The sequence below is a fragment of the Halobacillus sp. ACCC02827 genome, from assembly GCF_030291935.1.
Taxonomy (GTDB): Bacteria; Bacillota; Bacilli; order Bacillales; family Halobacillaceae; genus Halobacillus.
On record NZ_CP128168.1, the window covers coordinates 2,232,846 to 2,256,504 of the forward strand.

Annotated in this window: 25 protein-coding genes; all 25 read right to left on the reverse strand. The window is 46.8% G+C overall.

Annotated features, from left to right (window positions below):
- Positions 1-85: 85 nt before the first annotated feature.
- Positions 86-907, reverse strand: coding sequence for a pyruvate, water dikinase regulatory protein (locus tag QRD89_RS11900; RefSeq protein ID WP_035387971.1), 822 nt, complete (start codon positions 905-907; stop codon positions 86-88).
- Between the two features lie 16 nt (positions 908-923).
- Complete coding sequence (gene ccpN, locus QRD89_RS11905) at positions 924-1,553, reverse strand: transcriptional regulator CcpN (protein ID WP_026577201.1); 630 nt, start codon at positions 1,551-1,553, stop codon at positions 924-926.
- Positions 1,554-1,634: 81 nt separating this feature from the next.
- Positions 1,635-3,722 carry a glycine--tRNA ligase subunit beta gene (gene glyS, locus QRD89_RS11910; protein ID WP_286095318.1) on the reverse strand — a complete coding sequence of 696 codons (2,088 nt, stop codon included), beginning with the start codon at positions 3,720-3,722 and terminating at the stop codon, positions 1,635-1,637.
- The gene (gene glyQ / locus QRD89_RS11915; protein WP_008638258.1) at positions 3,715-4,602 is read right to left on the reverse strand and encodes a glycine--tRNA ligase subunit alpha; all 888 of its coding nucleotides are present in this window, start codon (positions 4,600-4,602) and stop codon (positions 3,715-3,717) included. Before glyQ ends, glyS begins: the two co-directional genes overlap by 8 nt.
- A gap of 283 nt (positions 4,603-4,885) precedes the next feature.
- A complete protein-coding gene (recO, locus tag QRD89_RS11920) occupies positions 4,886-5,629 on the reverse strand; it encodes a DNA repair protein RecO (RefSeq protein WP_008638260.1) in 744 nt (247 codons plus the stop codon).
- A 17-nt stretch (positions 5,630-5,646) separates the two neighbouring features.
- Positions 5,647-5,799, reverse strand: a complete 153-nt coding sequence (locus QRD89_RS11925) for a YqzL family protein (protein WP_008638267.1) — start codon at positions 5,797-5,799, stop codon at positions 5,647-5,649.
- A 96-nt stretch (positions 5,800-5,895) separates the two neighbouring features.
- Complete coding sequence (era, locus tag QRD89_RS11930) at positions 5,896-6,801, reverse strand: GTPase Era (protein ID WP_008638268.1); 906 nt, start codon at positions 6,799-6,801, stop codon at positions 5,896-5,898.
- A gap of 72 nt (positions 6,802-6,873) precedes the next feature.
- Positions 6,874-7,254: a diacylglycerol kinase family protein gene (locus tag QRD89_RS11935; protein ID WP_286095319.1), complete on the reverse strand. Its 381-nt coding sequence runs from the start codon at positions 7,252-7,254 to the stop codon at positions 6,874-6,876.
- Positions 7,229-7,708 (reverse strand): rRNA maturation RNase YbeY, encoded by a 480-nt coding sequence (ybeY, locus tag QRD89_RS11940; RefSeq protein WP_062513813.1) that lies wholly within the window; start codon positions 7,706-7,708, stop codon positions 7,229-7,231. Before ybeY ends, QRD89_RS11935 begins: the two co-directional genes overlap by 26 nt.
- On the reverse strand, positions 7,705-9,825 hold the full coding sequence (locus QRD89_RS11945) for an HD family phosphohydrolase (RefSeq protein ID WP_286095320.1): 2,121 nt from the start codon (positions 9,823-9,825) through the stop codon (positions 7,705-7,707). Before QRD89_RS11945 ends, ybeY begins: the two co-directional genes overlap by 4 nt.
- A 62-nt stretch (positions 9,826-9,887) precedes the next feature.
- Entirely contained in the window at positions 9,888-10,850 is a 963-nt protein-coding gene (locus QRD89_RS11950; RefSeq protein ID WP_008638272.1) for a PhoH family protein, read from the reverse strand.
- Between the two features lie 2 nt (positions 10,851-10,852).
- The gene (yqfD, locus tag QRD89_RS11955) at positions 10,853-12,034 is read right to left on the reverse strand and encodes a sporulation protein YqfD (protein ID WP_286095321.1); all 1,182 of its coding nucleotides are present in this window, start codon (positions 12,032-12,034) and stop codon (positions 10,853-10,855) included.
- A complete protein-coding gene (gene yqfC / locus QRD89_RS11960) occupies positions 12,031-12,333 on the reverse strand; it encodes a sporulation protein YqfC (protein ID WP_008638275.1) in 303 nt (100 codons plus the stop codon). The genes yqfD and yqfC overlap by 4 nt, the downstream gene beginning before the upstream one ends.
- A 72-nt stretch (positions 12,334-12,405) precedes the next feature.
- Positions 12,406-12,882 (reverse strand): YqfB family membrane protein, encoded by a 477-nt coding sequence (locus tag QRD89_RS11965; protein ID WP_008638277.1) that lies wholly within the window; start codon positions 12,880-12,882, stop codon positions 12,406-12,408.
- A gap of 29 nt (positions 12,883-12,911) precedes the next feature.
- On the reverse strand, positions 12,912-13,904 hold the full coding sequence (floA, locus tag QRD89_RS11970; RefSeq protein WP_008638279.1) for a flotillin-like protein FloA: 993 nt from the start codon (positions 13,902-13,904) through the stop codon (positions 12,912-12,914).
- Between the two features lie 14 nt (positions 13,905-13,918).
- On the reverse strand, positions 13,919-15,259 hold the full coding sequence (locus QRD89_RS11975; RefSeq protein WP_008638281.1) for an NfeD family protein: 1,341 nt from the start codon (positions 15,257-15,259) through the stop codon (positions 13,919-13,921).
- Positions 15,260-15,382: 123 nt separating this feature from the next.
- Positions 15,383-15,829, reverse strand: coding sequence for a GatB/YqeY domain-containing protein (locus tag QRD89_RS11980; protein WP_008638282.1), 447 nt, complete (start codon positions 15,827-15,829; stop codon positions 15,383-15,385).
- Between the two features lie 20 nt (positions 15,830-15,849).
- Positions 15,850-16,023 carry a 30S ribosomal protein S21 gene (gene rpsU, locus QRD89_RS11985; protein ID WP_008638284.1) on the reverse strand — a complete coding sequence of 58 codons (174 nt, stop codon included), beginning with the start codon at positions 16,021-16,023 and terminating at the stop codon, positions 15,850-15,852.
- 165 nt (positions 16,024-16,188) lie between these two features.
- Positions 16,189-16,860, reverse strand: coding sequence for a deoxyribose-phosphate aldolase (gene deoC, locus QRD89_RS11990; protein WP_286095323.1), 672 nt, complete (start codon positions 16,858-16,860; stop codon positions 16,189-16,191).
- Positions 16,861-16,946: 86 nt separating this feature from the next.
- Complete coding sequence (locus tag QRD89_RS11995; protein WP_286095324.1) at positions 16,947-17,699, reverse strand: 16S rRNA (uracil(1498)-N(3))-methyltransferase; 753 nt, start codon at positions 17,697-17,699, stop codon at positions 16,947-16,949.
- A 6-nt stretch (positions 17,700-17,705) separates the two neighbouring features.
- A complete protein-coding gene (gene prmA / locus QRD89_RS12000; protein WP_008638290.1) occupies positions 17,706-18,644 on the reverse strand; it encodes a 50S ribosomal protein L11 methyltransferase in 939 nt (312 codons plus the stop codon).
- Positions 18,645-18,762: 118 nt separating this feature from the next.
- Positions 18,763-19,890 (reverse strand): molecular chaperone DnaJ, encoded by a 1,128-nt coding sequence (gene dnaJ / locus QRD89_RS12005; RefSeq protein WP_026577197.1) that lies wholly within the window; start codon positions 19,888-19,890, stop codon positions 18,763-18,765.
- Between the two features lie 160 nt (positions 19,891-20,050).
- Positions 20,051-21,871, reverse strand: a complete 1,821-nt coding sequence (gene dnaK / locus QRD89_RS12010; RefSeq protein WP_008638293.1) for a molecular chaperone DnaK — start codon at positions 21,869-21,871, stop codon at positions 20,051-20,053.
- Positions 21,872-21,906: 35 nt separating this feature from the next.
- Positions 21,907-22,440 carry a nucleotide exchange factor GrpE gene (grpE, locus tag QRD89_RS12015; RefSeq protein WP_008638295.1) on the reverse strand — a complete coding sequence of 178 codons (534 nt, stop codon included), beginning with the start codon at positions 22,438-22,440 and terminating at the stop codon, positions 21,907-21,909.
- Between the two features lie 124 nt (positions 22,441-22,564).
- Positions 22,565-23,587 (reverse strand): heat-inducible transcriptional repressor HrcA, encoded by a 1,023-nt coding sequence (gene hrcA, locus QRD89_RS12020; RefSeq protein WP_008638297.1) that lies wholly within the window; start codon positions 23,585-23,587, stop codon positions 22,565-22,567.
- Positions 23,588-23,659: the final 72 nt, after the last annotated feature.

The following is a 23,659-nucleotide window of genomic DNA, read 5'->3' on the forward strand; positions in this document are numbered from 1 at the left end:
TGTTTATGCCATGTCCAATTTTACCTAAATTCATTCTTCCCAACAAAAGTCGCGCTTAATCAAAGCGCGACTTCCTTCATCTTTACTATTGCTGAGCATCTTTGCGGAGTTTGTTCAAAATAACGTTAGCTGTCTCTTCCACTGCTTTGTTGGAAACATCGATGACCGGGCAGCCGATCCGCTCTACGATCTTGTTGAAATGATTAAGTTCCTGATTAATTCTGTCCATATTCGCATAGCTCGCCTGCGCCCCAAGACCAAGCGACTTCAGACGTTCTTTACGGATATCGTTCAGCTTCTCCGCACTGATCTTCAAGCCGATGCATTTCTCCGGATCAACCCGGAACAACTCAGAAGGAGGCTGGACTTCCGGAACAATTGGAACGTTCGCTACCTTTAAACGCTTATGAGCCAGGTATTGCGATAGCGGAGTTTTAGATGTCCTTGATACGCCGATCAAAACGATGTCCGCTTTGGTAATCCCTCTTGGATCCCTGCCGTCATCGTAACGGACGGCGAACTCTATCGCTTCCACCCGCTTGAAGTAATCTGCATCCAGTTTGTGAACAAGACCCGGTTCAAGCCGTGGTTTGATATGCAGATGGTCTTCCATTAACTCCATCATAGGTCCCATGATGTCTACACACTTAACGCCCAGCTTGTCGGCTTCTTTCATAAGATGATCCCTGAATTCCGGAACAACAAGAGTGAAACCGATCATAGCGCCCTGCTCCTTTGCCTGCTGGACCGCCTCGTTAATGGTCCCCTTATCTTCTACATACGGAATGCGCTGCAAATCGAACGGTCCATCATCGAATTGGCTGAGACAGGCTTTCACGACCAATTCCGCTGTTTCACCGACGGAATCCGAGAGTACATATATCAATGGTTTATCCACGATTCCCATCCCTACCTTCCTCGACTCATAAATGTTGATCCCGGGCAAGCTCAACGAGAGCCTTCGTAATATTTGTTTTCGTCAACCTTCCGACTACGACCTGCCCACTTTCCTCGGGTGTAACGACAGGAAGTCCGTCGATCTGCTTCTCAATCAATTTTTGTGCGGCATCCAAAAGAAGGTCTTCGGGTTGACATACGGTTATATTCGGCATACGTGTCATGATGATGTGGACGGGTACAGAGGTCAAATCTTGATTGCCGATGCTTGCACGCAGCAAATCTTTCCTCGAAAGAACACCGACGAGGTGCGTGTGCTCATTGATTACGAAAAGGGTCCCTACATCTTCCAGGAACATTGTGCAGATCGCATCATATGCAGACACGTTTTCGTCGACGACAATCGGTATCGATTGGTATTCCTCTACTTTGAATTTCTTCAACTTTTCAGTGAAGAGCTCGGACCCCGTCTTGCCGGTGAAGAAGTATCCGACACGGGGCCTGGCATCCAAGTAACCGGCCATAGTCAAAATGGCCAGGTCCGGACGCAGGGTAGCCCGCGTCAAATTCAAGCGCTCCGCTATGTTCTCCCCGGTGATCGGTCCATTGTCTTTCACGATTTGTATGATTTGTTCCTGTCGATTAGATAATTCCAATCCATCACCACCCTGATCACTCAATGTGACATACTATTTACTATTATAGCTCATATTCTTCTTCGGGTAAAAGGGGGTGACTCAGAACTGCTGTTTCCACTCGATTGCATTCAAGTCTGCAAACAGATAAACATCTTCAGCAATGGCTTTCAGCATGCTTAAACGATTAAGGCGTACGTTCTTGTCTTCGGCCATGACCATGGTGTGTTCAAAGAATGCGTGAATAGGTTCAGCAAGTCCGGACAACTTATTCAGTGCATCCTCCCACTGCTCCTGTTGCAGAAGTGCCACATACGCTTCGTGTATGGATTGATGTGCTTGATGAAGTCGTTCTTCTTCCGCGTTTTCAAACAAGGATGGATCGACTGTTCCTGCATCCTCAGCCTTTTTAGCAAGATTCAGTACACGCCCCAGTGCTTCATGGACTGGTTTAAATGCCTGATCCTGTCTTTTCTCAACGAGGATACGTCCTTTAGCAGAAGCGGAAGGAAAGACACCGATGCCGTTTGCAAGCACCGCTTCGACGATATCCGGATCGATATGGTCTTCTCTTAACAAATACGCGGCACGAACACGGAAAAATTCGTGAAGATCTTCATGGACTTCTTCTTTCGTGCGGGTCGGCAGGCTCAGTTCTATGTAGAACTGGTGCACAAGGTCAATGAGGTTTTCCACTGGCACGTTCCACTTTCTCTCATTCAAAGTCTGTAAGATTCCAAGGGCTTGACGACGTAAGCCGTATGGGTCTTGAGAACCGGTTGGAATAATGCCGATAGAGATACTTCCGACAATGGTATCGAGTTTGTCAGCTATACTTACGATGGAGCCGATGACGCTTGCTGGCACCTCTCCATTTGCCTGACGAGGCATGTAGTGCTCATTAATTGCGACAGCAACTTCTTCCGGTTCTCCGAAGATGCGGGCGTACTTCTCCCCCATCACGCCCTGAAGTTCCGTGAACTCATCCACCATTTGTGTAACCAAGTCGAATTTGCTGATTTCTGCTGCGCGTACCGCATGTTTTCCAGTCGTTTCATCCAGGTCAAGCCACTCACTCAATTTCTTTGTAATGGCAACGATCCGCTGCACTTTATCAGCAAGCGTCCCGAGCTCTTCCTGGTAGACCATCCGGGACAGCTTCTCCATTTTCTGATCGATGCTGCCTTTTTGATCTTCCTCGTAGAAGAATTGAGCGTCTTTTAAACGGGCCTTTAGAACCTTTTCATTCCCTCGTGCAACATTCTCTATATGCTTTTCATTCCCGTTCCTTACTCCTACGAAATAGGAGAGAAGCGTTCCTTCTTTAGAACGAACAGGGAAATATCGCTGATGCTCCTTCATAGAAGTAATCAATGCTTCTTCCGGAATGGCGAGGAATTCATCGGAGAAGCTTCCACTGAACACTGTTGGATATTCCACAAGATGGGTAACTTCATTCAACAGGTCTTCATCAATGATGAGTTTCCAGCCTTTTGATGCTTCCAAAGCTTTTAATTGACGATGGATTTCCTGTTTCCTCTCCTCGGCTGAAGCAAGAACGTTTTGATCCTTCATTATTTGTTCGTACTGGTCAGCAGAAGGGATCGTCGTCTTTCCACCGAGGAAGCGATGACCGAATGTTGTTTTACCGGCTTCTACATTCTCAATGGTGAAAGGAATGACTTCTTCTCCAAAAAGTGCTGCAATCCAGCGAATCGGGCGGACATAGCGAAGATCACGATCTCCCCAGCGCATGTTTTTCGGGAACGAGAGACTAAGGAAGACTTCACGAAACTGTTTCAGCAGTTCGAAAGTTTCCTGGCCCTCGATATACTTGTTGACATGGACATATTCCGTTCCGCCGATTTCTTTGAAGTAGATGTCATCGACACCTTTTCCCTGTCCCTTGGAAAAACCGATGGCAGCTTTCGTCCAGTTGCCTTCTTCATCCAATGCGATTTTCTTGGCCGGTCCTTTTGCTTCTTCCTCGACATCCGGCTGTTTTTCCGCTACGTCCGTAATTTGTACAGCGAGACGACGTGGGGTGGCGAAGTCTTTCACAGCCCCGTAAGGAATGCGGTTCTCTTCCAACCAAGCGATGGTCTTCTCTTTTAATTGACCGATGGCATCATCGATAAATCGTGCCGGTAATTCTTCAACTCCAAGTTCAAACAATACGGTTTTACTCATTGGTATCCTTCTCCTCCTTCAGCATCGGGAATCCGAGGCGCTCGCGTTCTTCCACATAAGTCTTGGCAATTTTCCTTGCAAGGTTACGAACTCTTGAGATGTAACCGGTACGCTCTGTCACACTGATGACTCCTTTAGCGTCAAGCAGGTTGAACGTATGGGAACACTTCAATACGTAATCATAGGCAGGGAAAACAAGGCCTTGTTCCATAATGCGCTTTGCCTCCTGCTCGTAAGTATTAAAGAGATCGAAAAGCATTTGTTCATCCGATGCTTCGAACGTATAGACCGAATGTTCATATTCCGGCTGTGTGAAAATATCTCCGACCGTAACTCCATTCGTCCATTCCAGTTCGAAAACATTCTCCTTATCCTGAATATAAGAGGCAAGTCTCTCCAAGCCATACGTAATTTCAGCAGAAACCGGGCGTGCTTCCAATCCACCGATTTGTTGGAAATAAGTGAACTGCGTAATTTCCATACCGTCGAGCCATACTTCCCAGCCCAGCCCGGCAGCTCCAAGCGTCGGGTTCTCCCAGTTATCTTCCACGAAACGGATATCGTGCTTATCCGGGTCGATACCGAGTGCGCGGAGAGAATCCAAGTAGAGTTCCTGGATATTATCCGGGGAAGGCTTCATGATCACTTGAAATTGATGGTGCTGATAAAGACGGTTCGGGTTCTTGCCGTATCGACCATCCGCAGGGCGACGTGATGGTTCCACGTATGCCACGTTCCAAGGCTCAGGTCCAAGGCTCCGGAGCAGTGTCATCGGGGACATCGTCCCTGCCCCTTTCTCTGTGTCGTATGCCTGCATGAGCAGACACCCCTGGTCGGACCAGTGTTTTTGTAATGTTAAGATCATATCTTGTATGTTCATTGTTTCCCTCCTCGAATTATAGGTAGATAAAAAAGACCCCGTCCCTATGCCTGTTTCAGGCATAGGGACGGGGTCTCCGCGGTTCCACCCTAATTGCTTTCTCCATAAGAAAGCCACTTTTAAAGAATTTGCTCCGGAACGCCTTCACCAAACCGCATGATGCCTGACTCTCACCCCCACAGGCTCGCTTTAACCAGCATTGTTCAGCTACTACTTTCCTTCAACGCAAAACGATATTTTGTATTCAAATCATACTCTACTGACTGATGTCTGTCAAATAACATCAGGAGAACTGATCAAGCTGTCTGAGGAACTTTTTTGATTTCAAAAAATAACCGCCGTATCGTTCGTAATAATCATCCATCAACTGCCTGAGCAGTTTCTTATTTTCTTCCTTCATCGTGATGGTACCCAAACGCTTGACATCCATATGTAGAAATACACGCAACAGCTTCGGCAGCGGTTCCGGCAGTCCATAGGCTTCCGGATCGCGCCCTTTACAACGAAAGCACAAGACGCCTCCTTCCACGATGGAGAAAGAGAACGGTCCTTCCTGACTGCCGCAGTGAATACACTGATCCACGACCGGAGCAAAGCCCGCTTTCTTGAACATCTTCAGTTCGTACATCATCGAAAGGATGTTCGGATCCTTGCCTTCGTTCATCCAGGACAGTGTCTGCAGGAGCTGTTCAAAAAGAAAAGGATCCGGCTGTTTTTCTTCCATGAGTTTGTCCGTCAATTCAGCAATATAAGAAGCGTACGCTGTTTTAACGATATCTTCGCGGATCGATCGCAGCGAAGAGAGCATCTCGCCCTGACTCATAGAACCTAATCCGGACCCCGAATGAATGAGGTACATCCCATGGATGAAAGGCTGCGTCACCGATGACATCCGGCTTTTCGGCTTTTTAGCCCCGCGCGCCATCACAGCAATTTTACCTTTTTCTCTAGTCATCAGGGTTACGACCTTATGAGTCTCCCCGTAATCGTTCGTCCGGATGACCAAGCCTTCCACTTTGTCTAACAAATGGCTCACCTGCTTCGTTAGTGTCTCCACTCATCTGTTGATAAAAATTCAGGAGAAGAAGCATGTTTCTCTTCAGACTGTTGATCTTGAGACTCCAACTCTTTCATTAACAAATACGTCTCCACGCTTCCAGTCATACTGAAAACATTCCATGAAAGTTTGTCGCGCACAAGAAACACCGCCTTTCATAATCATTGTTAAACAAATACACAATATTAGAATGCGTTCTTCTCCTTGAAACCATAAGGCTTAATTTTTTCCAAGTATCAATATTCGTCTTCCCGATAGCCGAAATCGCTGAGCTGGATCTGCTTGTTGCGCCAGTCTTTCTGCACCTTGACCCAAAGCTCCAGGAACACCTTACTGCCAAGCAGCGCTTCAATATCCTTCCGGGCACGCTTTCCGACTTCCTTCAACATACTGCCCTGCTTGCCGATGATGATGCCTTTCTGTGATTTCCGCTCTACAATGATGGCAGCCTGGATATAAACGGCATTAGAGTTTTTCCGCTTTTCAATTCCCTCGATAACCACCGCGATGGAGTGCGGAACTTCCTCTCTTGTCAGATGCAGTACTTTTTCCCTGATGAATTCACTGATAACAAAGCGCTCCGGGTGATCGGTGATTTGATCTTCCGGATAAAACTGAGGACCTTCCGGAAGATGATTCTTCAGGACGGAGACAAGGTGGTTCACATTGTTCCCCTCAAGGGCGGAAATAGGAATGATTTCTTCAAAGTCGAACATTCCTTTATACTGCTCAATTAAAGGGAGCAATTCATCCGGATGCACCTTATCAATCTTATTGATGATCAGGAATACCGGTTGGTCGACGCGTTGGAGACGATCAATGATGAATTGGTCTCCCCGGCCGTATCCTTCCTCCGCATTGATCATAAACAAGACGGCATCCACTTCATTCAGCGTATTCTCAGCAACATTGACCATATAGTCCCCGAGGCGGTGCTTCGGCTTATGGATACCGGGTGTATCAATAAATATCATTTGTGCTTCTTTATCTGTATAGACCCCTTGAATTTTGTTTCTCGTTGTTTGCGGCTTATCACTCATAATTGCGATTTTTTCCCCGATGACGCGGTTCATAAATGTCGATTTCCCGACATTCGGACGACCTACGATCGTGATGAAACCGGACTTGAAATTGTCTGTCATAGCTGTTCCTCCAATAATTACTTAAACGTTACTCTCTATATTCTACTATACATTGCCCATACTTTCATGAAGTTAGAGCAACGGAATGAGTTTCGGCAGGAAAATGATCAATCCGATCACGATCGATCCGGCGCTCGCGACGAGCACCGCACCTGCCGCTATATCTTTAACTTCCCCCACCGCAGGATGCCGCTCTGGAGCGAGATGATCCAGGATCCGTTCAATCGCGGAGTTCACCATCTCCAGTGTCATTACAAGAGCGATGATCCCCACAACAACCGCCCATTCCAAAGCGGAAATCGAGAACACAGCACCCGCGATACATACGATGGAAGCGACGGAGAGATGGATTCGAAAGTTTCGCTCAGAGCTTATGACACGAACAAGACCGTGCCAAGCATATCGAAATCCAATTCCCCGTTTCTTTTTACGACCTTTCGAGTCCGAACTCATGGAGGATTTCCTCTTGACGGCCAAACATCTTCTTCTCATCCTCAGTATTCATATGGTCATATCCCAGGAGATGCAGGAAACCGTGCAAAGCAAGGAAACCGAGCTCTCTTTCAAGGGAATGCCCATATTCTTCCGCCTGCACCTTCGCTGTATCAACAGAAATAATGATGTCTCCGAGAATCATCGGCATATTTTCATCCAGCACGTTCACTTCTTCTTCTCCTTCTCCCAATTCCTGCATAGCGAAGGAAATCACATCCGTCGGTGTATCTTTTTGTCGGTAATTTCGGTTAATCTCCTGAATTTCTTTATCATCCACGAAACTAACAGACACTTCTGCTTCCGCTTCAATTCCCTCTTTCTCTCCTGCAAAACTAATGATGCGGTGGATCAAGTCAACGAACGCTTCGTCGACGGAATTCGTTTCATCATGAAAATCAATGGTAATCATTATTTAGCCTCCCTGACTAATTGTTTCGTATCCGGATATTCAATTCTTGAATGGTAGATCCCTTGAAGCGTCTCACATATGGCATATTCCAACTTCTTAAGGTCATTAAACGTCAAATGGCTGTCGTCTAACTGCCCATCAAGCAAGCGGCTTTCCATAATGGAGCGGACGATGGAGCGAATTTTATCTGCTGTCGGATGGTCCAAAGAACGAACAGCAGCCTCAACGGAATCGCAGATATTGATAATCGCAGCTTCTTTTGTTTGAGGTTTGGGCCCCGGGTAACGGAACTCTTCCTCCTTCACGCTCTCTCTACGTTCCTGTGCCTTATGGAAGAAATATTTGAGCAGAGTCGTTCCGTGATGCTGTTCCGCAATTGCAATAATCTCGGGCGGAAAGTTTTCCTTTTCCAGCATGGCCGCTCCTGCATAAGGGTGATCGATAATGATTTCGGCACTCTCTTCCGGTTCCATATAATCATGAGGGTTCTTCATCCCCATTTGATTCTCGATAAAAAAATGCGGTTTTACCGTTTTTCCTAAATCATGATAATAAGCAGCTACTCTCGCCAAAAGTCCGTTGGCACCAATGGACTCGCATGCCGCTTCACTTAAGTTAGCGACCATAACACTGTGATGGTACGTCCCGGGTGCTTCTATCAATATTTTCCGCAGGACCGGGTGATTGGGACTTGCCAAGGCTAACAGTTTCTGGTCGGACAGTATACCGAAACCTGTCTCGAAGAAAGGAAGGAGACCAAGGGTAAGAACCGCCGCAATCATGGCAGCAGCAAAGCCGTACCCGCAACAAAGGAGCACTTCCGACCAGGTGTATTTCTCAAAAGAAATGAATAGGAAGAACAAGATGGTACATATATTGGTGATAGCAACACCGGCACTCGCCTTCACGATGGACAACCTTTCTTTCTTCCTTGTAAGAAAGAAGATACCGGCCAACTGGGATAAGAGCAGGTACATACCGGCAGCAGCATTCAGCGTACCGGACAATTGTCCGTTGAACAATACACAGCCCATAAGCGCATAGAGGATCGCCATAACAAGAGCCAGTCTCTCCCGACAAAGGACTTTGATCAACACCGCCCCTGTCGCTGCCGGAACTAAATAAAAGATAGGCTGATCCATACTATCATAAAGACTGATCATCTTCATCAAAAAAACCATAAAGATGGATATGAGCGCCGTAATCGCCAGGTGACTTAGTGAAAGGCCGTAATGATGCACAGCACGGAAACTTTCCATATACATAATCGTCCCCAAAAGAAGCGCAAAACATGCCAGTCCCAAAAATGGCAAAAGGTTTCTCTGCTCTTTCAACACACCCGTTAAACGAAGGTCTTCGTAAATATCATTGGTAATGGTTGACCCTTTTTGGACCAGCACCTCCCCTGCACGGATCATGACGGGTTCGACCTGGGAGGCTGCTGACTTAATTGCTTCTTCCGTCCTCCTCGGATCGTAAAGCGAATTTTCCACGAGCCCAAACGCTGCAATGTCGGAAACCACTTGCTTTAAAGAAGCAGGCACGCTGGAGTATTCTGCTTTGAGATGAATGTTCCGCTCGGCATCCGGCAGATCTTCCGCACGGATTCCATCTTCTAAAGCAGTATGTACGGAGGGGATAAGAAATTGTTCCGCCGTTTCCCTTTCCTCTTTGTCTGCCTGTAGCAGCGGTAGAAAAATCTCCGTCGGAAGCTCTGAAGTAATTTCATCAGAAAGAAGAGCCTGCACTTTCCTAAGCTGCTCTTCCTTCCCAGCGGCATCGTCTCCTCCAGCGCCCGTTTCTTCCACTACATCAAAAATTTCTTCGATCATGGATATCCGCTCTTCCGTTATATCCTCAGAAACCGTGTAGCGGTCATCTACCGCTCTCGTGACTTCCCTTATCTGCTGGTCTGTTTTCTGTTCGTTTTCGATCGTAATCGGGGACCGGATCGTCTCCGGGGCCGTTCCGTATTTCTCCAAATTATAGGTCTGAGTCTGTATGTTCGGTATCGCCAGTATAAAGAAAAAGGCTGCAACGACCAAGGCCAACAATCCGATGATCGGCTTCGATGTACGCCATTGGCCCTTAAAGAATCTTTCACGCATCCTATCGAACATCACGCCACTCCCTTACATAATTTTCCTTGCAGAACAGAAAATAAGACCCTTTTCTCAGGGCCTTATTTGTCTTCCCTTTCGTACGCATCTATGATCCGTTGAACGAGCGGGTGTCTGACTACATCGGATTGCTCCAGGTGGATGAATGCCGAGCCTTTCACTTTCCCTAAGCGTTCTTCCGCCACTCTTAGTCCGGACTTCACGCCTTTAGGAAGATCGACCTGGGTGATATCACCCGTTATGATCATCTTGGATCCGAATCCTAGTCGAGTCAAAAACATTTTCATTTGTTCAGGTGTCGTGTTCTGTGCTTCATCCAAAATTGCGAAAGCGTCATCCAGAGTCCGCCCGCGCATGTAGGCCAGAGGGGCAATTTCAATCGTTCCTCTATCAATGAGCCTCGCCGTGTGCTCGGCACCGAACACATCGTGCAGGGAGTCGTATAGCGGACGAAGATACGGGTCTACCTTTTCCTTCAGGTCTCCAGGCAGGAAACCTAAACTTTCGCCTGCTTCAACCGCTGGTCTTGTCAGGACAATTCGTTTAACATCTCCGTTCTTCAGTGCATTTACCGCCATGACGACAGCCAAATACGTCTTACCTGTTCCCGCAGGCCCGATACCGAAGACTAGGTCATTCTTCTTAATAGCAGCAATATAATTCCGCTGCCCAAGCGTCTTAACACGGATCGACTTACCTTTGGCGTTTTTGGTGATCTCATCTTCATATAATGCTTCAAATTGATTTATTTTCCCTTTTTTAGCAAGTTCCACCGCGTAGACAATATCACGTTCTGTTACAGTCAGTCCCTTTCTGATAATAGCGAGTACACTCATAAGGATGTCCTCTACCATCTTCACATGCTCAGCCGGGCCGGACACACGCACTTTCTCCCCACGGGTGATGATCGTCACTTTCAACTGCTCTTCAATCTGTTTTAAATTGCGGTCTTCTGTACCGAACAGAGCTAATGCTTCTGTCGTATTATCTAATTGAATGTCCATGTTCTTCAAGTCTTCTGGCATACTCAATCTCCTTGGCTTAAATACTTTGTGACTGCAATATTTTCATGTACTTTATACAATAGGATTAATCTTACTTTACCATGCTCCTCACCCAGGTGCAAAACTTTTTCCTCCTTGATTTCTGCATCTTTAGGGATCTCCTGCTGCAAGCTTCGTCTTCCCGATGCAAGACCCAGTTTCTCTAACTCATCCCTTGAGGACGCATATGCTTTCGGGTCAATAGAATAGTGATCCGTCGTCTTCATTCCAAACGGACTTTCCCAACCGAACAAGTCCCAGCCATCCCTGTGGTTCTCTTCTCGAAAATTTCCGTCCTCCCCTTTCCACCATCCCCAGAAGGGAACTTCCCACTCCCCAAGGCGGAAGTGATACTCCGACTCCACTTGACCGTCTGTAAGCGTCAGCACCTGTTTCATAGGCAGGTTCTGCTCCACTTTATACCATGTCTCTGCAATTACTTCCCCGTCCGAATGAATGACAGTTTCTTTGTCTTCTACAAGTTTTCCGGTCGCCAGCACTTGTCCTTTTTTAACGACGTCGTACACGGAAACAAGTGGACGGCCTTTCTTAATAAACGTCTCCACTATCATCCCTTTCTTTGCAGCAACCAGGTTTGAGGGACGGTTGTCCATTTTCGTATCATAGCGAGTTTTCTCCACACCATAAAGGTGATAACTCGTCCCCTGCTTCTTGACCCCTATCCAAAGCAGATCAGGTACATCATCAAGCAGCTTCTGCTGAATCTCGATTGGATCACTCATCCCGATGGTCAACTTACCCGGCTTGATTCCATAATCCTTCAAATGTGTCTCCACATCCGCTTCTAATTCCGGCGTCAGCCCGTCCACTTTGATGGACCAAAGGGTGTTAGCGAGGAGAAATATGACGACGACTGCAGCAAGGAAGGCGAAGACTAAATACAACCGCCCCAGCATTTGATTAATAAAAAACGGCAGCCCGTTTCCACCTTTAATAGATATTTTACATCGATACTTTTTCCGTAATTGACGAAGTATCTGCCAGTCTTTCAACCGGATCGTAAGGAGGACCTTCCCCTCCTCCGTGCGCTTCATATCCGATATATGGCACCCGCGTTTAACACACGCCTGCAGAAACGGCTCCATCAATGACCCCTGAACTTCCACCGTCATCCTGCCATGAAAAAAGTCACGCTGGTTCCTCAAGTTTTCACCCCCCCGGCCGAGTCAGGCAAGAATTCCACCGACTGCAGTTCTCCTTCCAGTAGCAGCTCTTCCTTCAACATCATTTTCACACCAAGGTCCTTACCTAAAATGCGAACCTGCCCTTTTTTATATTGAATCCTGATCTCATGATCCGAGAAATGCAGGAGGCCTGTATGATTCTCTATGTACAAATGAATCGAGCCGATCGTCGTGATCCTTGGCAAATCCAGCATGACATCAGAAGGTAAATCAAAGTAACGACCGATCCATGTACGGATATGCTGCTGCCATTTTGACATGCGCCCGCCCTCCTCTCTCTTTATTTATACGAAAAACGCACGAATTGTATCACTACAATTCGTGCGTTTCGGTTATCTTTTTCGCGGATGAGAGGAATGGGGCTTGTGTGCCCGGGGAGGACCAAGCACCTCCGCCATCAAAATTCCTTCCGCAAGCTTCTTTTTATTCCAGCTCTTCGGATTTGCAACACTAACTTCTCTGCGCCCTGTTCCTGCTGACTGCGCAGAAGTTACTTCCACCTGGGGGCCGGGACCGGACGATCGTCGCTCCGACCCGCGCATTCTCTCTCTGGATTGCTGCACTTCATTCAAGCGCTGCTGTTTCTCTTCATAGTAACGCTTCAGACGATCTTCTCCACTCGTCTTGTCTGCTTCCACCTTCTGTTCCGGCACCTTCTCAGGAGCCGGGCTGGAAGACGGCATCGGCCGGGCTGGTTTGTCTGCCTGCTGCTCTTTCTTCCCTGCTCCACTGAAAAAGCTGATGATTCCACCGATGATTGCAGCGACGACGAGGAAGTTACTGAATATCAGATCAAGAAGATCTCCCATATCCATTCTCCTTTTCGTCCATCATTGGATTATTTATCTTCACCTTCGGAATCTTCGTCAGATCCTTTGCCGAGTGTATTCCTCATATCTGTGTCGGCATTGATATTCTGATAGTTCATATAATCCATCACACCCATTTTTCCTGAACGGAGAGCCGCAGCAAGGGCTTGTGGAACTTCCGCCTCTGCTTCAACAACCTTCGCCTGCATTTCTTGAACACGGGCGCGCATTTCTTGTTCCTGGGCAATTGCCATAGCGCGGCGTTCTTCCGCTTTCGCCTGGGCAATGTTTTTATCTGCTTCCGCCTGATCGGTTTGAAGGATGGCACCGATGTTCTTCCCGATATCAATGTCTGCAATATCAATCGATAGAATTTCAAATGCAGTCCCCGCGTCCAACCCTTTGCCTAAAACATTCTGCGAAATACGATCCGGATTCTCCAGCACTTGACCATGACTGGAGCTGGAACCGATAGTAGAGACGATACCTTCACCTACACGGGCAATAACGGTATCTTCCCCTGCACCACCGACGAGGCGGTCAATGTTGGCACGCACAGTAATCCGCGCCTTCGCTTTCACTTCAATCCCGTCCATCGCTACACCGGCGATAAACGGCGTTTCAATAACTTTAGGGTTAACACTCATCTGCACAGCTTCCAGTACATCACGGCCGGCAAGATCAATGGCCGCACACCGCTCGAAGCTTAGTTCGATATTTGCACGCTGCGCTGCAATCAAGGCATTAACAACGCGGTCTACGTTACCTCCCGCCAAGTAGTGACTCTCCAACTGGTTTGTATCGACGTTTACCCCCGCTTTGTGGGCCTTGATCAACGGGTTAATGACTCTGGATGGAATAACCCTTCTCAAACGCATACCTACCAGTGTAAAGATATTGATCTTCACTCCCGCAGCCAAGGCACTGATCCACAGCATAACGGGTATAAACGTGAACAGAACTGCTAATACGATAATAATGATACCGATGATAATTAACGGCATTAATTCCTGAAGTGTCAAAATACTTCCTCCTCTTATTCGTCTGTTTTTAAGGCCCTGACAACTATTCTGGACCCTTCTGTCTTCACAACTTTCACTTTTTCTCCTATTCCGATGAAACCACCTTCCGTAACTACATCAAGCCTTTCTCCATCGAAATCAGCGGTTCCGGATGGGCGAAGCGGGGTGATGGCGCTTCCTTCCAAACCTATAAGCTCCAGCCTGCTTACCGACGACACGTATCCTTTATCACTGGAGGTGGAGTCATTTAAAATAATGTGGCGGAAAAATCCCTTTTCGAGTCCGATCGTCTTGAAAAGAATGACGGACACGATAATGGTAACAATCAGAGCAATTCCGATACTCATCGCCATGTGCCCCATATCCGCGGAGGACATCATAAGGGCGGCGACAATAGCTACAACCCCAATCACCCCGGCTATCCCTCCCGGAAGGAACAACTCCGCTATCACCAGGCCTACACCAAGAATTAACAGAATGATCGCCTCATATCCCGCAAGTCCTGCGACAATATGTCCGTAGAAGAACAGGACGAGTGCCAACGCTCCCATAATTCCAGGTATACCGAAACCAGGTGAATAAAGCTCCACCACAAGCCCTATACTTGCGATTGAAAGCAAGATCGGAATGACGACAGGATCCGTTAAAAATCTGGCCACGTTCTCTGAAAGCGTGGGGTTCTCTTCAACTATCTCTGCATCCGATAAACCAAGCGCACTCAACAGTTCATTACGATCTTCTACGATTCCTTCTGCATAACCGACTTCCTCTGCTTCTTTCGGACCCAACGTAAGGAATTCTCCTTCCGGCGCACCATAGTCGGGGAGGTCTACATTACTATCCGCCATGGCTCTTGCGTACTGTGGATCTCTTCCATTCGCTTCAGCGGCTGCCACCATAGCTGAAATCCAGGCAGACTGTGCTTTTTTGTCGGCCGCTGTCCCATCAGAATTGATTACTCCGGAAGCTCCCATCGTCGCCTGTGGTTTCATGTATATAGTATCTGCATTCAATGCTATATAAGAACCGGCTGAATACGCTCTGCTTGTGACAAATGCTGTGTTGGGAATGTCGAGATCCTGAAAGATCTCGCCGATGTCACCGGCCGCATCTACCCTTCCGCCGGGAGTATCAATTTCAAAAATGATGTGGTCGACACCGTTTTCCTCGGCATCAGACGTTACCCTTTCAAGAAAGGCTGCCATTCCCCTTTCCACCGTATCCCTTACAGGAACGATATATACAGTCTCTCCTTCACCATCTGCTTGAGTTATGATATCTCCAGGACTGATTGCTAAGTATAAGGCGAAGATAAGGATTGCCGCATAGAGCGAAACGCGAACCGATTTCTTCATTCCTCCATCACCTCCCTCCAGATAGTTTTCCCATCGTACCATTCCTATACGAACGAATGCGGTTTCAGGTTTCAAAAATATAAAAAGGCCTCTCTTACTTAATAAGAGAGGCCTTTATATTGTTTAAGATAATTGCTGAAGAACGAGTTTATTGACCTTGGTTCCGTCGGCCTTGCCCTTAACTTTAGGCATGACGGCGCTCATGACTTTACCCATGTCACTCTTGGAAGCAGCTCCTACTTCCGCAATCGCTTCATCAACGATTTGCTTGAGTTCTTCATCTGTCAGCTGTTTCGGCATATATACTTGTAAAATCTCAAGTTCACGTTCGAGTCCTTCTACAAGATCTTCACGTCCAGCTTCTCTGAATTCATGGAGGGAATCATTTCTCTGTTTTACCTCACGGGTTAAAACAGTCAATTCTTCTTCTTCAGATAATGAGTCTTTCCCCAGTTTAATCGCTTCATTCTGCATAGAAGCTCTGACCATGCGGATCGTTGACAAACGTTCCTTGTCACGTGCCTTCATGGCCGTTTTCATATCCTGGGCTAGACGGTCTGTAATAGTCATCTCTTCAACACCCTCTACAATTACTTACGCTTTCTAGCCGCCTCAGACTTTTTCTTACGGCGTACGCTAGGCTTATCGTAATATTCACGCTTACGATATTCCGCTAATGTACCACTTTTTGATACATCACGCTTAAAGCGACGAAGAGCATCTTCAAGAGACTCGTTTTTACGAACGCGAGTTGTTTTTGACATGCTAATTTCCCTCCCTCCGAAGCAAACAAAACTGTTTCTCTTGTATGGGAACCCCCCATACCTTTGACAATTATATTATAAGGAGCACATATGGTCAACTTTTTTTGCGGAATAACCGATCTTTATTACCGTTTTCTTCCACGTTAACCAGCTGCTAATCCTTGATTAGTAATCAGAGGTACCCTGTCCTCCATTAATGATGGAAATCCCGGCACTTGCACCGATCCGGGTCGCACCCGCTTCAATCATCGCTTTTGCTCCATCATAGTCGCGGACACCGCCGGATGCTTTGACACCCATTTCCGGGCCTACGGTTTTGCGCATCAGGCTGATATCTTCAACCGTTGCACCGCCGCCGGAGAAACCTGTTGATGTTTTAACATAATCAGCCTCTGCTGCTTTGGCAAGTTTGCATGCCGTTACTTTTTCTTCGTCTGTCAGAAGAGATGTTTCAATAATAACTTTTACAAGAGCTTGATCTTTGGCAGCGTTAACGACAGCTTCGATATCTTCCCGTACAAGAGCACTGTTCCCTGATTTAAGCTCTCCGATGTTAATAACCATGTCCACTTCTGTAGCACCGTTCTCGATTGCCTGCTTCGTTTCAAAAGCTTTCGTTTCTTTCGAAGTGGCTCCAAGCGGGAAACCAATAACGGTACAAACCTTCACATCTGTATCCTTCAACAGACTATAGCAATACTCGACCCAGTGTGGGTTTACACAAACAGAAGCGAAATGGTTCTCTTTCGCTTCTTCACAAATCTGAGTGATTTTTTCTTTTGGTGTATCCGGCTTCAGTTGCGTGTGGTCTATCATTTTAGCTAAGTTTTGTTCCATGGATGATTCGTCCTTTCACGGTTTAGTTGTTCGTACATCTTATTGTAGCACAGCATGAAAGCGATTCAAATATAAAAACCGCACACTTATTCCTGTTCCTCGAATAGAAAAGAAATACTGGACAAGAAGTAAAGAGGGGCTGTCTCCATACGAAGGATCCGGGGTCCTAAGCGGATAGATAAAAATCCATCCCCATCCAGCGTCTGCACTTCCTGGTCAGAAAAGCCGCCCTCGGGACCAAAGACCACGAGAACCTTCTCTCCCGGAGATGCTTCTGCCAATCGTGTGTGCAGTGCATACGAACTTCCTCTTCTTGCCTCGTCTGCGTATGCAAAAAAGCACCGGTCGAAAGCTTTTTTTCTGGTTCTTAAATCTGATAATGATACGGGTGGATAAATGTCAGGAACGTGAGACCGCTCTGACTGCTCCGCCGCTTCCTTAGCGATTTTCTCGAGCCTGTTGATTTTTTTATCCACTTTTTTATTCTCCCATTTCGCGACACAACGCTCCGCTTTAAACGGGATGAAGGCATGGGCACCGAGCTCCGTTCCTTTCTGAACAACTTGCTCAAGCTTGTCGCCTTTGCCGATTGCGGACACGATCGTCACCTGTACCGGAAGTTCCCTGTCTTCCTTCCGCCATTCACCAAACTTACATACAACGGTGTCCTCCGATATATCCGTAATTTTACAAAGAGCCGGTCCCTTATCGGGATGGATGGCTATGATTTCATCACCGGTTCCCATTCTCATCACACGCGTTATATGATGTACGTCATTACCAACTATGGTGATATGGCTATCCCGCCACTGTTCTCGATCAATGAAATATCGCTGCATCGTCCATCACTCCGGTTTTCGTGCAATAATGCTGACCCAGTCTTCCATCATGTTTGTTTCGACGATCTCAAAACCAGATTCCACCAGACGATCTCTGACCATTTCTTTCCTGGCTGAAATAATACCACATGTGATGAAATAGCCACCCGGTTTCACCACGTTATACGCGTCATCAGTAAACTTAACAATGATTTCTGCAAGGATGTTGGAAACGATCAGATCCGCTTCCCAGTCCACCCCTTGAAGAAGATCATTGACCTGAACCGTCACTTTATCATCGACCTTATTTAGAGCAGCATTATTTTTTGAGCTGGACACAGCAACGTCGTCCAAATCGTAAGCATACGCGTGTTCCGCTCCCAGAAGAATGGATGCTACGCTTAAAATGCCGGACCCTGCTCCTACATCGATCACGTTGTCTCCCGGAACAAGGTACTGTTCCAGTGCCTGAATGCTGAGAACCGTCGTTGGGTGAGTCCCCGTACCGAATGCCATTCCTGGATCCATTTCAATAATGATTTCGTCACTGGATACCGGCGTGTAGTCCTCCCACGTAGGGATAATGGTAATTTTCTCGGAAATCTTCACCGGTTTATAATATTTCTTCCACGATGTTGCCCAATCTTCTTCATGTACCTCTTGGATCGTGACTTCATTTCTCCCGATATCGATACCGAATTCGGTTAGGTTGTTAACCGAACGTTTAATGCCGTCCACGGTTTCCCCAAGAAAACTAGTCATCGGCATATAAGCTTTGACATATACTCCATCTTTCGGATAGTCATCCGGATTAAGCTCATAGATTTCTCCAAGCTTAGTCTTATATCGTTTCATATCTTCCGGATCTTCGATGACGACTCCGCTCGCTCCAGACTCATGGAGAATATTCGATACCGGTTCAACTGCTTCACTGGTCGTATGGATACAGACTTCAGACCACTTCATAGGTTCCCACCCTTTTCATTATATTGAATTCTTCTCATACAAAAAGTGCCTGTACGACAGGACAGGGAAATCCTGTCAGAAGACCCTTTAGACCTTTTCGTACAGACACGTACATCTGTTATTCTCCTTTAAACGCGCGCTTCATACGCTCGAAGAAATTCCCATGCTGCTCTTCTGTCGCTTCATTTCCACTAATATCATTGAATTCACGCAACAGTTCCTTTTGACGCTCTGTCAGGTTCTTCGGTGTGATCACTTTCATCTTGACATGCTGGTCGCCATGACCACGGCCATGAACATTCGGAGACCCTTTTTCCTTTAAGCGGAAGGTTTTTCCCGTTTGTGTACCCGCAGGCACTTTCAGCTTCACATTGCCGTGAACAGTCGGAACTTCGATTTCATCGCCAAGTGCCGCCTGTGCATACGTGAGCGGAATTTCACAGAAAATGTGATCGCCGTCTCTGCGGAAGAACTCGTGCTGCTGGACACGGATAACGACGAACAAGTCTCCTGCCGGTCCTCCATTGACACCGTCTTCGCCTTTGCCCTGAACGCGGATCTGCTGACCATCGTCAATGCCGGCAGGAATGTCGATGTGGATGGTTCTGCGTTTCTTCACACGACCATCGCCACCGCAGGTCTGGCATTTTTCTTTTACAAGGTTACCAGTCCCCTGGCAGTGATGGCAGACGCGGCGATTCACGACACGGCCGAATGGTGTATTCTGCTCCTGGTTAATTTGACCGCTTCCTTGACAATGCGGGCAGGTTTCAGGACTCGTGCCGGGCTTCGCACCGGAACCGTCGCAGGTATCACATTCTTCTTCCGTCGGAATTTGAATATCTGCACTTTTACCAAAAATCGCTTCTTCAAATTGCAGGGTCATCGTGTATTGAAGGTCCTGACCTTTTTGCGGAGCGTTCGGGTCACGACGACGACCGCCGCCACCGAAGAACATGTCAAAGATGTCACCGAAGCCGCCGAAGTCTTCTCCTCCGCCGCCGAAACCACCAAAGCCGCCCTGATTTGGACCGGCATGGCCGAATTGATCGTATTGTGCACGTTTCTGTTGATCACTCAGCGTTTCGTAAGCTTCTTTCGCTTCCTTAAACTTATCTGATGCATTTTCTTCCTGACTGACATCAGGGTGATACTTACGTGCCAGTTTACGATAAGCTTTCTTGATTTCTTCCTTGGAGGCGTCTTTGGAAACTCCTAGAACCTCATAATAGTCACGTTTACTCACTTGTCGATCACTCTCCCGGACGCTATTACATAACGTTTATATTAACATTGAAGAAGGAGGCAGGCAAATGGTTCTCTTGCCGAAACCATCGTCCTTCCTCTTCAAGAAAAAAGCCAAAGTCAAGAAGAACCTGACTTTGACTTTTGAATTCTACCTTCTCTTACTTTTTATCGTCTTCGTTGACTTCTTCGTAATCTGCATCAACGACATCATCATCTCCAGAAGCACCCTGCGCTTCTTGAGCCTGCTGCTGCGCCTGCTCATAAAGTTTTACAGAAAGAGCCTGTACGTGCTCTTGAAGAGCTTCTTTCTTCTCTTTGATCACTTCAAGATCTTCTCCTTGAAGCGCCGTTTGAAGTTCTTCTTTCGCTGCTTCCGCTTTTTGCTTATCTTCTTCACTTACCTGCTCGCCAAGATCTTTGATAGTCTTATCTGTTGTGAAGATTAGCTGGTCTGCTTCGTTACGAAGTTCGATAGCTTCCCGCTTCTTCTTATCTTCTTCGGCGTTTTCTTCCGCTTGACGTACCATATCTTCCACTTCTTCATCAGAAAGGCCTGAAGAAGATTTAATCGTGATGGATTGCTCTTTATTGGTACCCATATCTTTCGCACGCACGTTTACAATACCGTTCGCATCGATATCAAAGCTAACTTCGATTTGCGGAACACCACGTGGTGCAGGCGGGATATCCGTCAATTGGAAACGGCCGAGTGTTTTGTTATCCTGAGCCATTTCACGTTCCCCTTGAAGGACATGAATATCAACCGCTGTCTGATTATCTGCAGCAGTAGAGAACACCTGGGAGTGGCTTGTCGGAATCGTCGTATTTCTTTCGATCAATTTCGTTGTTACTCCGCCCATTGTTTCAATACCCAGGGAAAGTGGTGTCACGTCAAGAAGAACAACGTCTTTAACATCTCCCTGCAATACGCCGCCTTGGATGGATGCACCCAGCGCAACTACCTCATCAGGGTTAACACCTTTAGACGGTTCTTTACCGATTTCTTTCTTAATGGCTTCCTGTACAGCAGGAATACGTGTGGAACCACCGACAAGAATAACTTTATCGATTTCGCTTGCGCTCATACCGGCATCTTTCATCGCTTGACGAGTCGGCTTCATAGAGCGTTCTACAAGGTCAGATGCAAGCTCTTCGAATTTTGCACGAGTCAAGTTCATTTCCAAGTGAAGTGGACCAGCTTCGCCAGCCGTAATAAACGGAAGGGAAATCTGCGTCTGAGCTACACCAGAAAGGTCTTTTTTCGCTTTTTCTGCTGCATCTTTCAGGCGTTGTTTCGCCATTTTATCTTGAGACAAATCAATGCCGTTCTCTTTCTTGAATTCAGCTACCATGTGATCGATGATAACCTGGTCGAAGTCATCTCCGCCAAGGCGGTTATCTCCGGCAGTAGAAACTACTTCAAAGGTACCTTCACCGATATCAAGGATAGAGACGTCGAATGTACCGCCACCAAGGTCGTATACAAGAATTGTTTGATCTTCATTCTCTTTGTCAATGCCGTAAGCAAGTGCTGCGGCCGTAGGCTCGTTAATAATACGCTCTACCTGAAGTCCTGCGATCTTCCCTGCATCCTTCGTTGCCTGACGCTCTGCATCGTTGAAGTATGCTGGAACAGTGATAACAGCTTTATCCACTGTTTCTCCAAGATAGTCCTCTGCATAGCTCTTGATATATTGAAGGATGATGGCAGACACTTCCTGTGGTGTGTACTCTTTGCCTTCTACTTCAACTTTGTGGTCTGTACCCATGTAACGTTTCACAGAAAGGATTGTATTCGGGTTTGTGATCGCTTGACGCTTAGCGACTTCCCCTACTTGACGTTCCCCATTTTTGAAGGCTACAGCGGATGGAGTCGTGCGGTTTCCTTCCGGGTTGGGAATAACTTTCGCTTCTCCACCTTCCATAACTGCAACACAAGAGTTTGTTGTACCTAAATCAATACCGATGATCTTACCCATTGGTTTGTGTCCTCCTTTAACATACTCTTCTAATATTATTGATTTACTTTAACCATAGACGGGCGAATAACCCTGTCTTTCAAGCGATAACCTTTTTGCAACTCTTCTACTACGACATTGGATTCGTAGTTTTCATCTTCCACCTGCATGATAGCCTGGTGCAAGTGAGGATCGAATTCTTCTCCTTCGGCAGGGATTGCTTCCACCCCTTCTTTCTCCAAAGCAGTCTTGAACTGGTTATACACCATCTTCATACCCTCAGAGAAGTTTTTGGCAGAATCTCCGTCTACTTGAACCGCCAAGGCACGTTCAAAGTTATCCAATGCCGGAATCAACTCTTCCACCAAGCTTTGGGATCTATATTTCCGATCCGCTTCTTTCTCTTTCTGAGTACGGCGGCGGAAATTATCATAATCTGCCTGCAGACGAAGCAGACGATTATTAATTTCTTCTTTCTCCTGTCGCAGTTGTTCCAGCTCGTCGTTGCTTTCTTCTACAACTTCCTGGTCTGCATCTTGTTCGTTTTCTAATTCTTTGTCATCAATGATTTCCTGTTTGTTCTCTTCCATGACTTCCACCTCCTACTTTCCATTAGCCGTTACTGACTATAACATGAATTCCTATCCATAAAAAAGCATTAGACAAAAAGAAGCGATGGGAATCATGCACCCATCTGAAGTTTTCTCACACGATTCAATACCAATCGCGGAAGGTCCTGGTCATATGCTTGGATAACACGTTCATAAGGGAAAACATTCGATTATACTCCATACGCGTAGGACCTAGCAGTGCAATCGTTCCTACTTGATCATTTCCCAAATGATAACTTGCTGTAATCAAACTGCAGTTTTGCATGCTGTCAAAAGGATTTTCCTGTCCGATTCTCACATGGATGCCCTCTGGATCAGAACGGAGGAGATCTGCCATTTCTGCCTCTTTTTCCATAGTGGCATAAAGAGAGCGGACTTTATCCAGATCCCTGAATTCAGGCTGCATGAGAATATTGGTCTTCCCTCCGATATACAGTTTGGACGGATGATCGTCAATAAGGGCAGCCCTCAAATAAGTGAAAGCTTCCTCATGCTGGGAAGTGTGTTTACGGATCAGTTCATCAATCTCTGTGAAAAGCTTCTCATGAAGCTTCACTAACGGTACACCCTGCAGCCGACTGTTCAGGATATTCATCATCTTCTCCAGATCCGCACCAGAGATTTCGGATGGAACGTTGAAAGCTCTGTGCTCCACATGGCCGGTGTCCGTGACGAGGATGGCTATAGCTGATTGTTCGGATAAAGGAACAATTTGCAGCTGCTTCAATTTCGTCTCGAATATTTCCGGCCCGAGTACAATGGAAGTGTAGTTCGTCAAATCGGAAAGTATGCTTGCCGATTTCTGAACCACCCGTTCGAATTCCATCATTTGTTCAGCGAATGCTCCCCGAATAGTGGTTATCTCTGAACCGGATAATCGAAGTGGTGACAGCAGATGATCGACGTAGAAACGGTAGCCTTTCTCTGAGGGCACTCTACCGGAAGAAGAGTGTGTCTTCTCAATAAAGCCCATTTCCTCCAAGTCGGCCATTTCATTCCGTATAGTCGCCGAGCTGAATGTCACAGAGTCCTTCTTTGATATGGACCGCGAGCCGACCGGCTGCGCAGTCGAAATGAAATCATCAACAATGACTTGCAGTATCAGCAATTGTCTATCTGTTAACATCGATGATCACCTCTGTTAGCACTCCTATACAGCGAGTGCTAAATCTAATAATAAATTATCAAAAGGACTTTC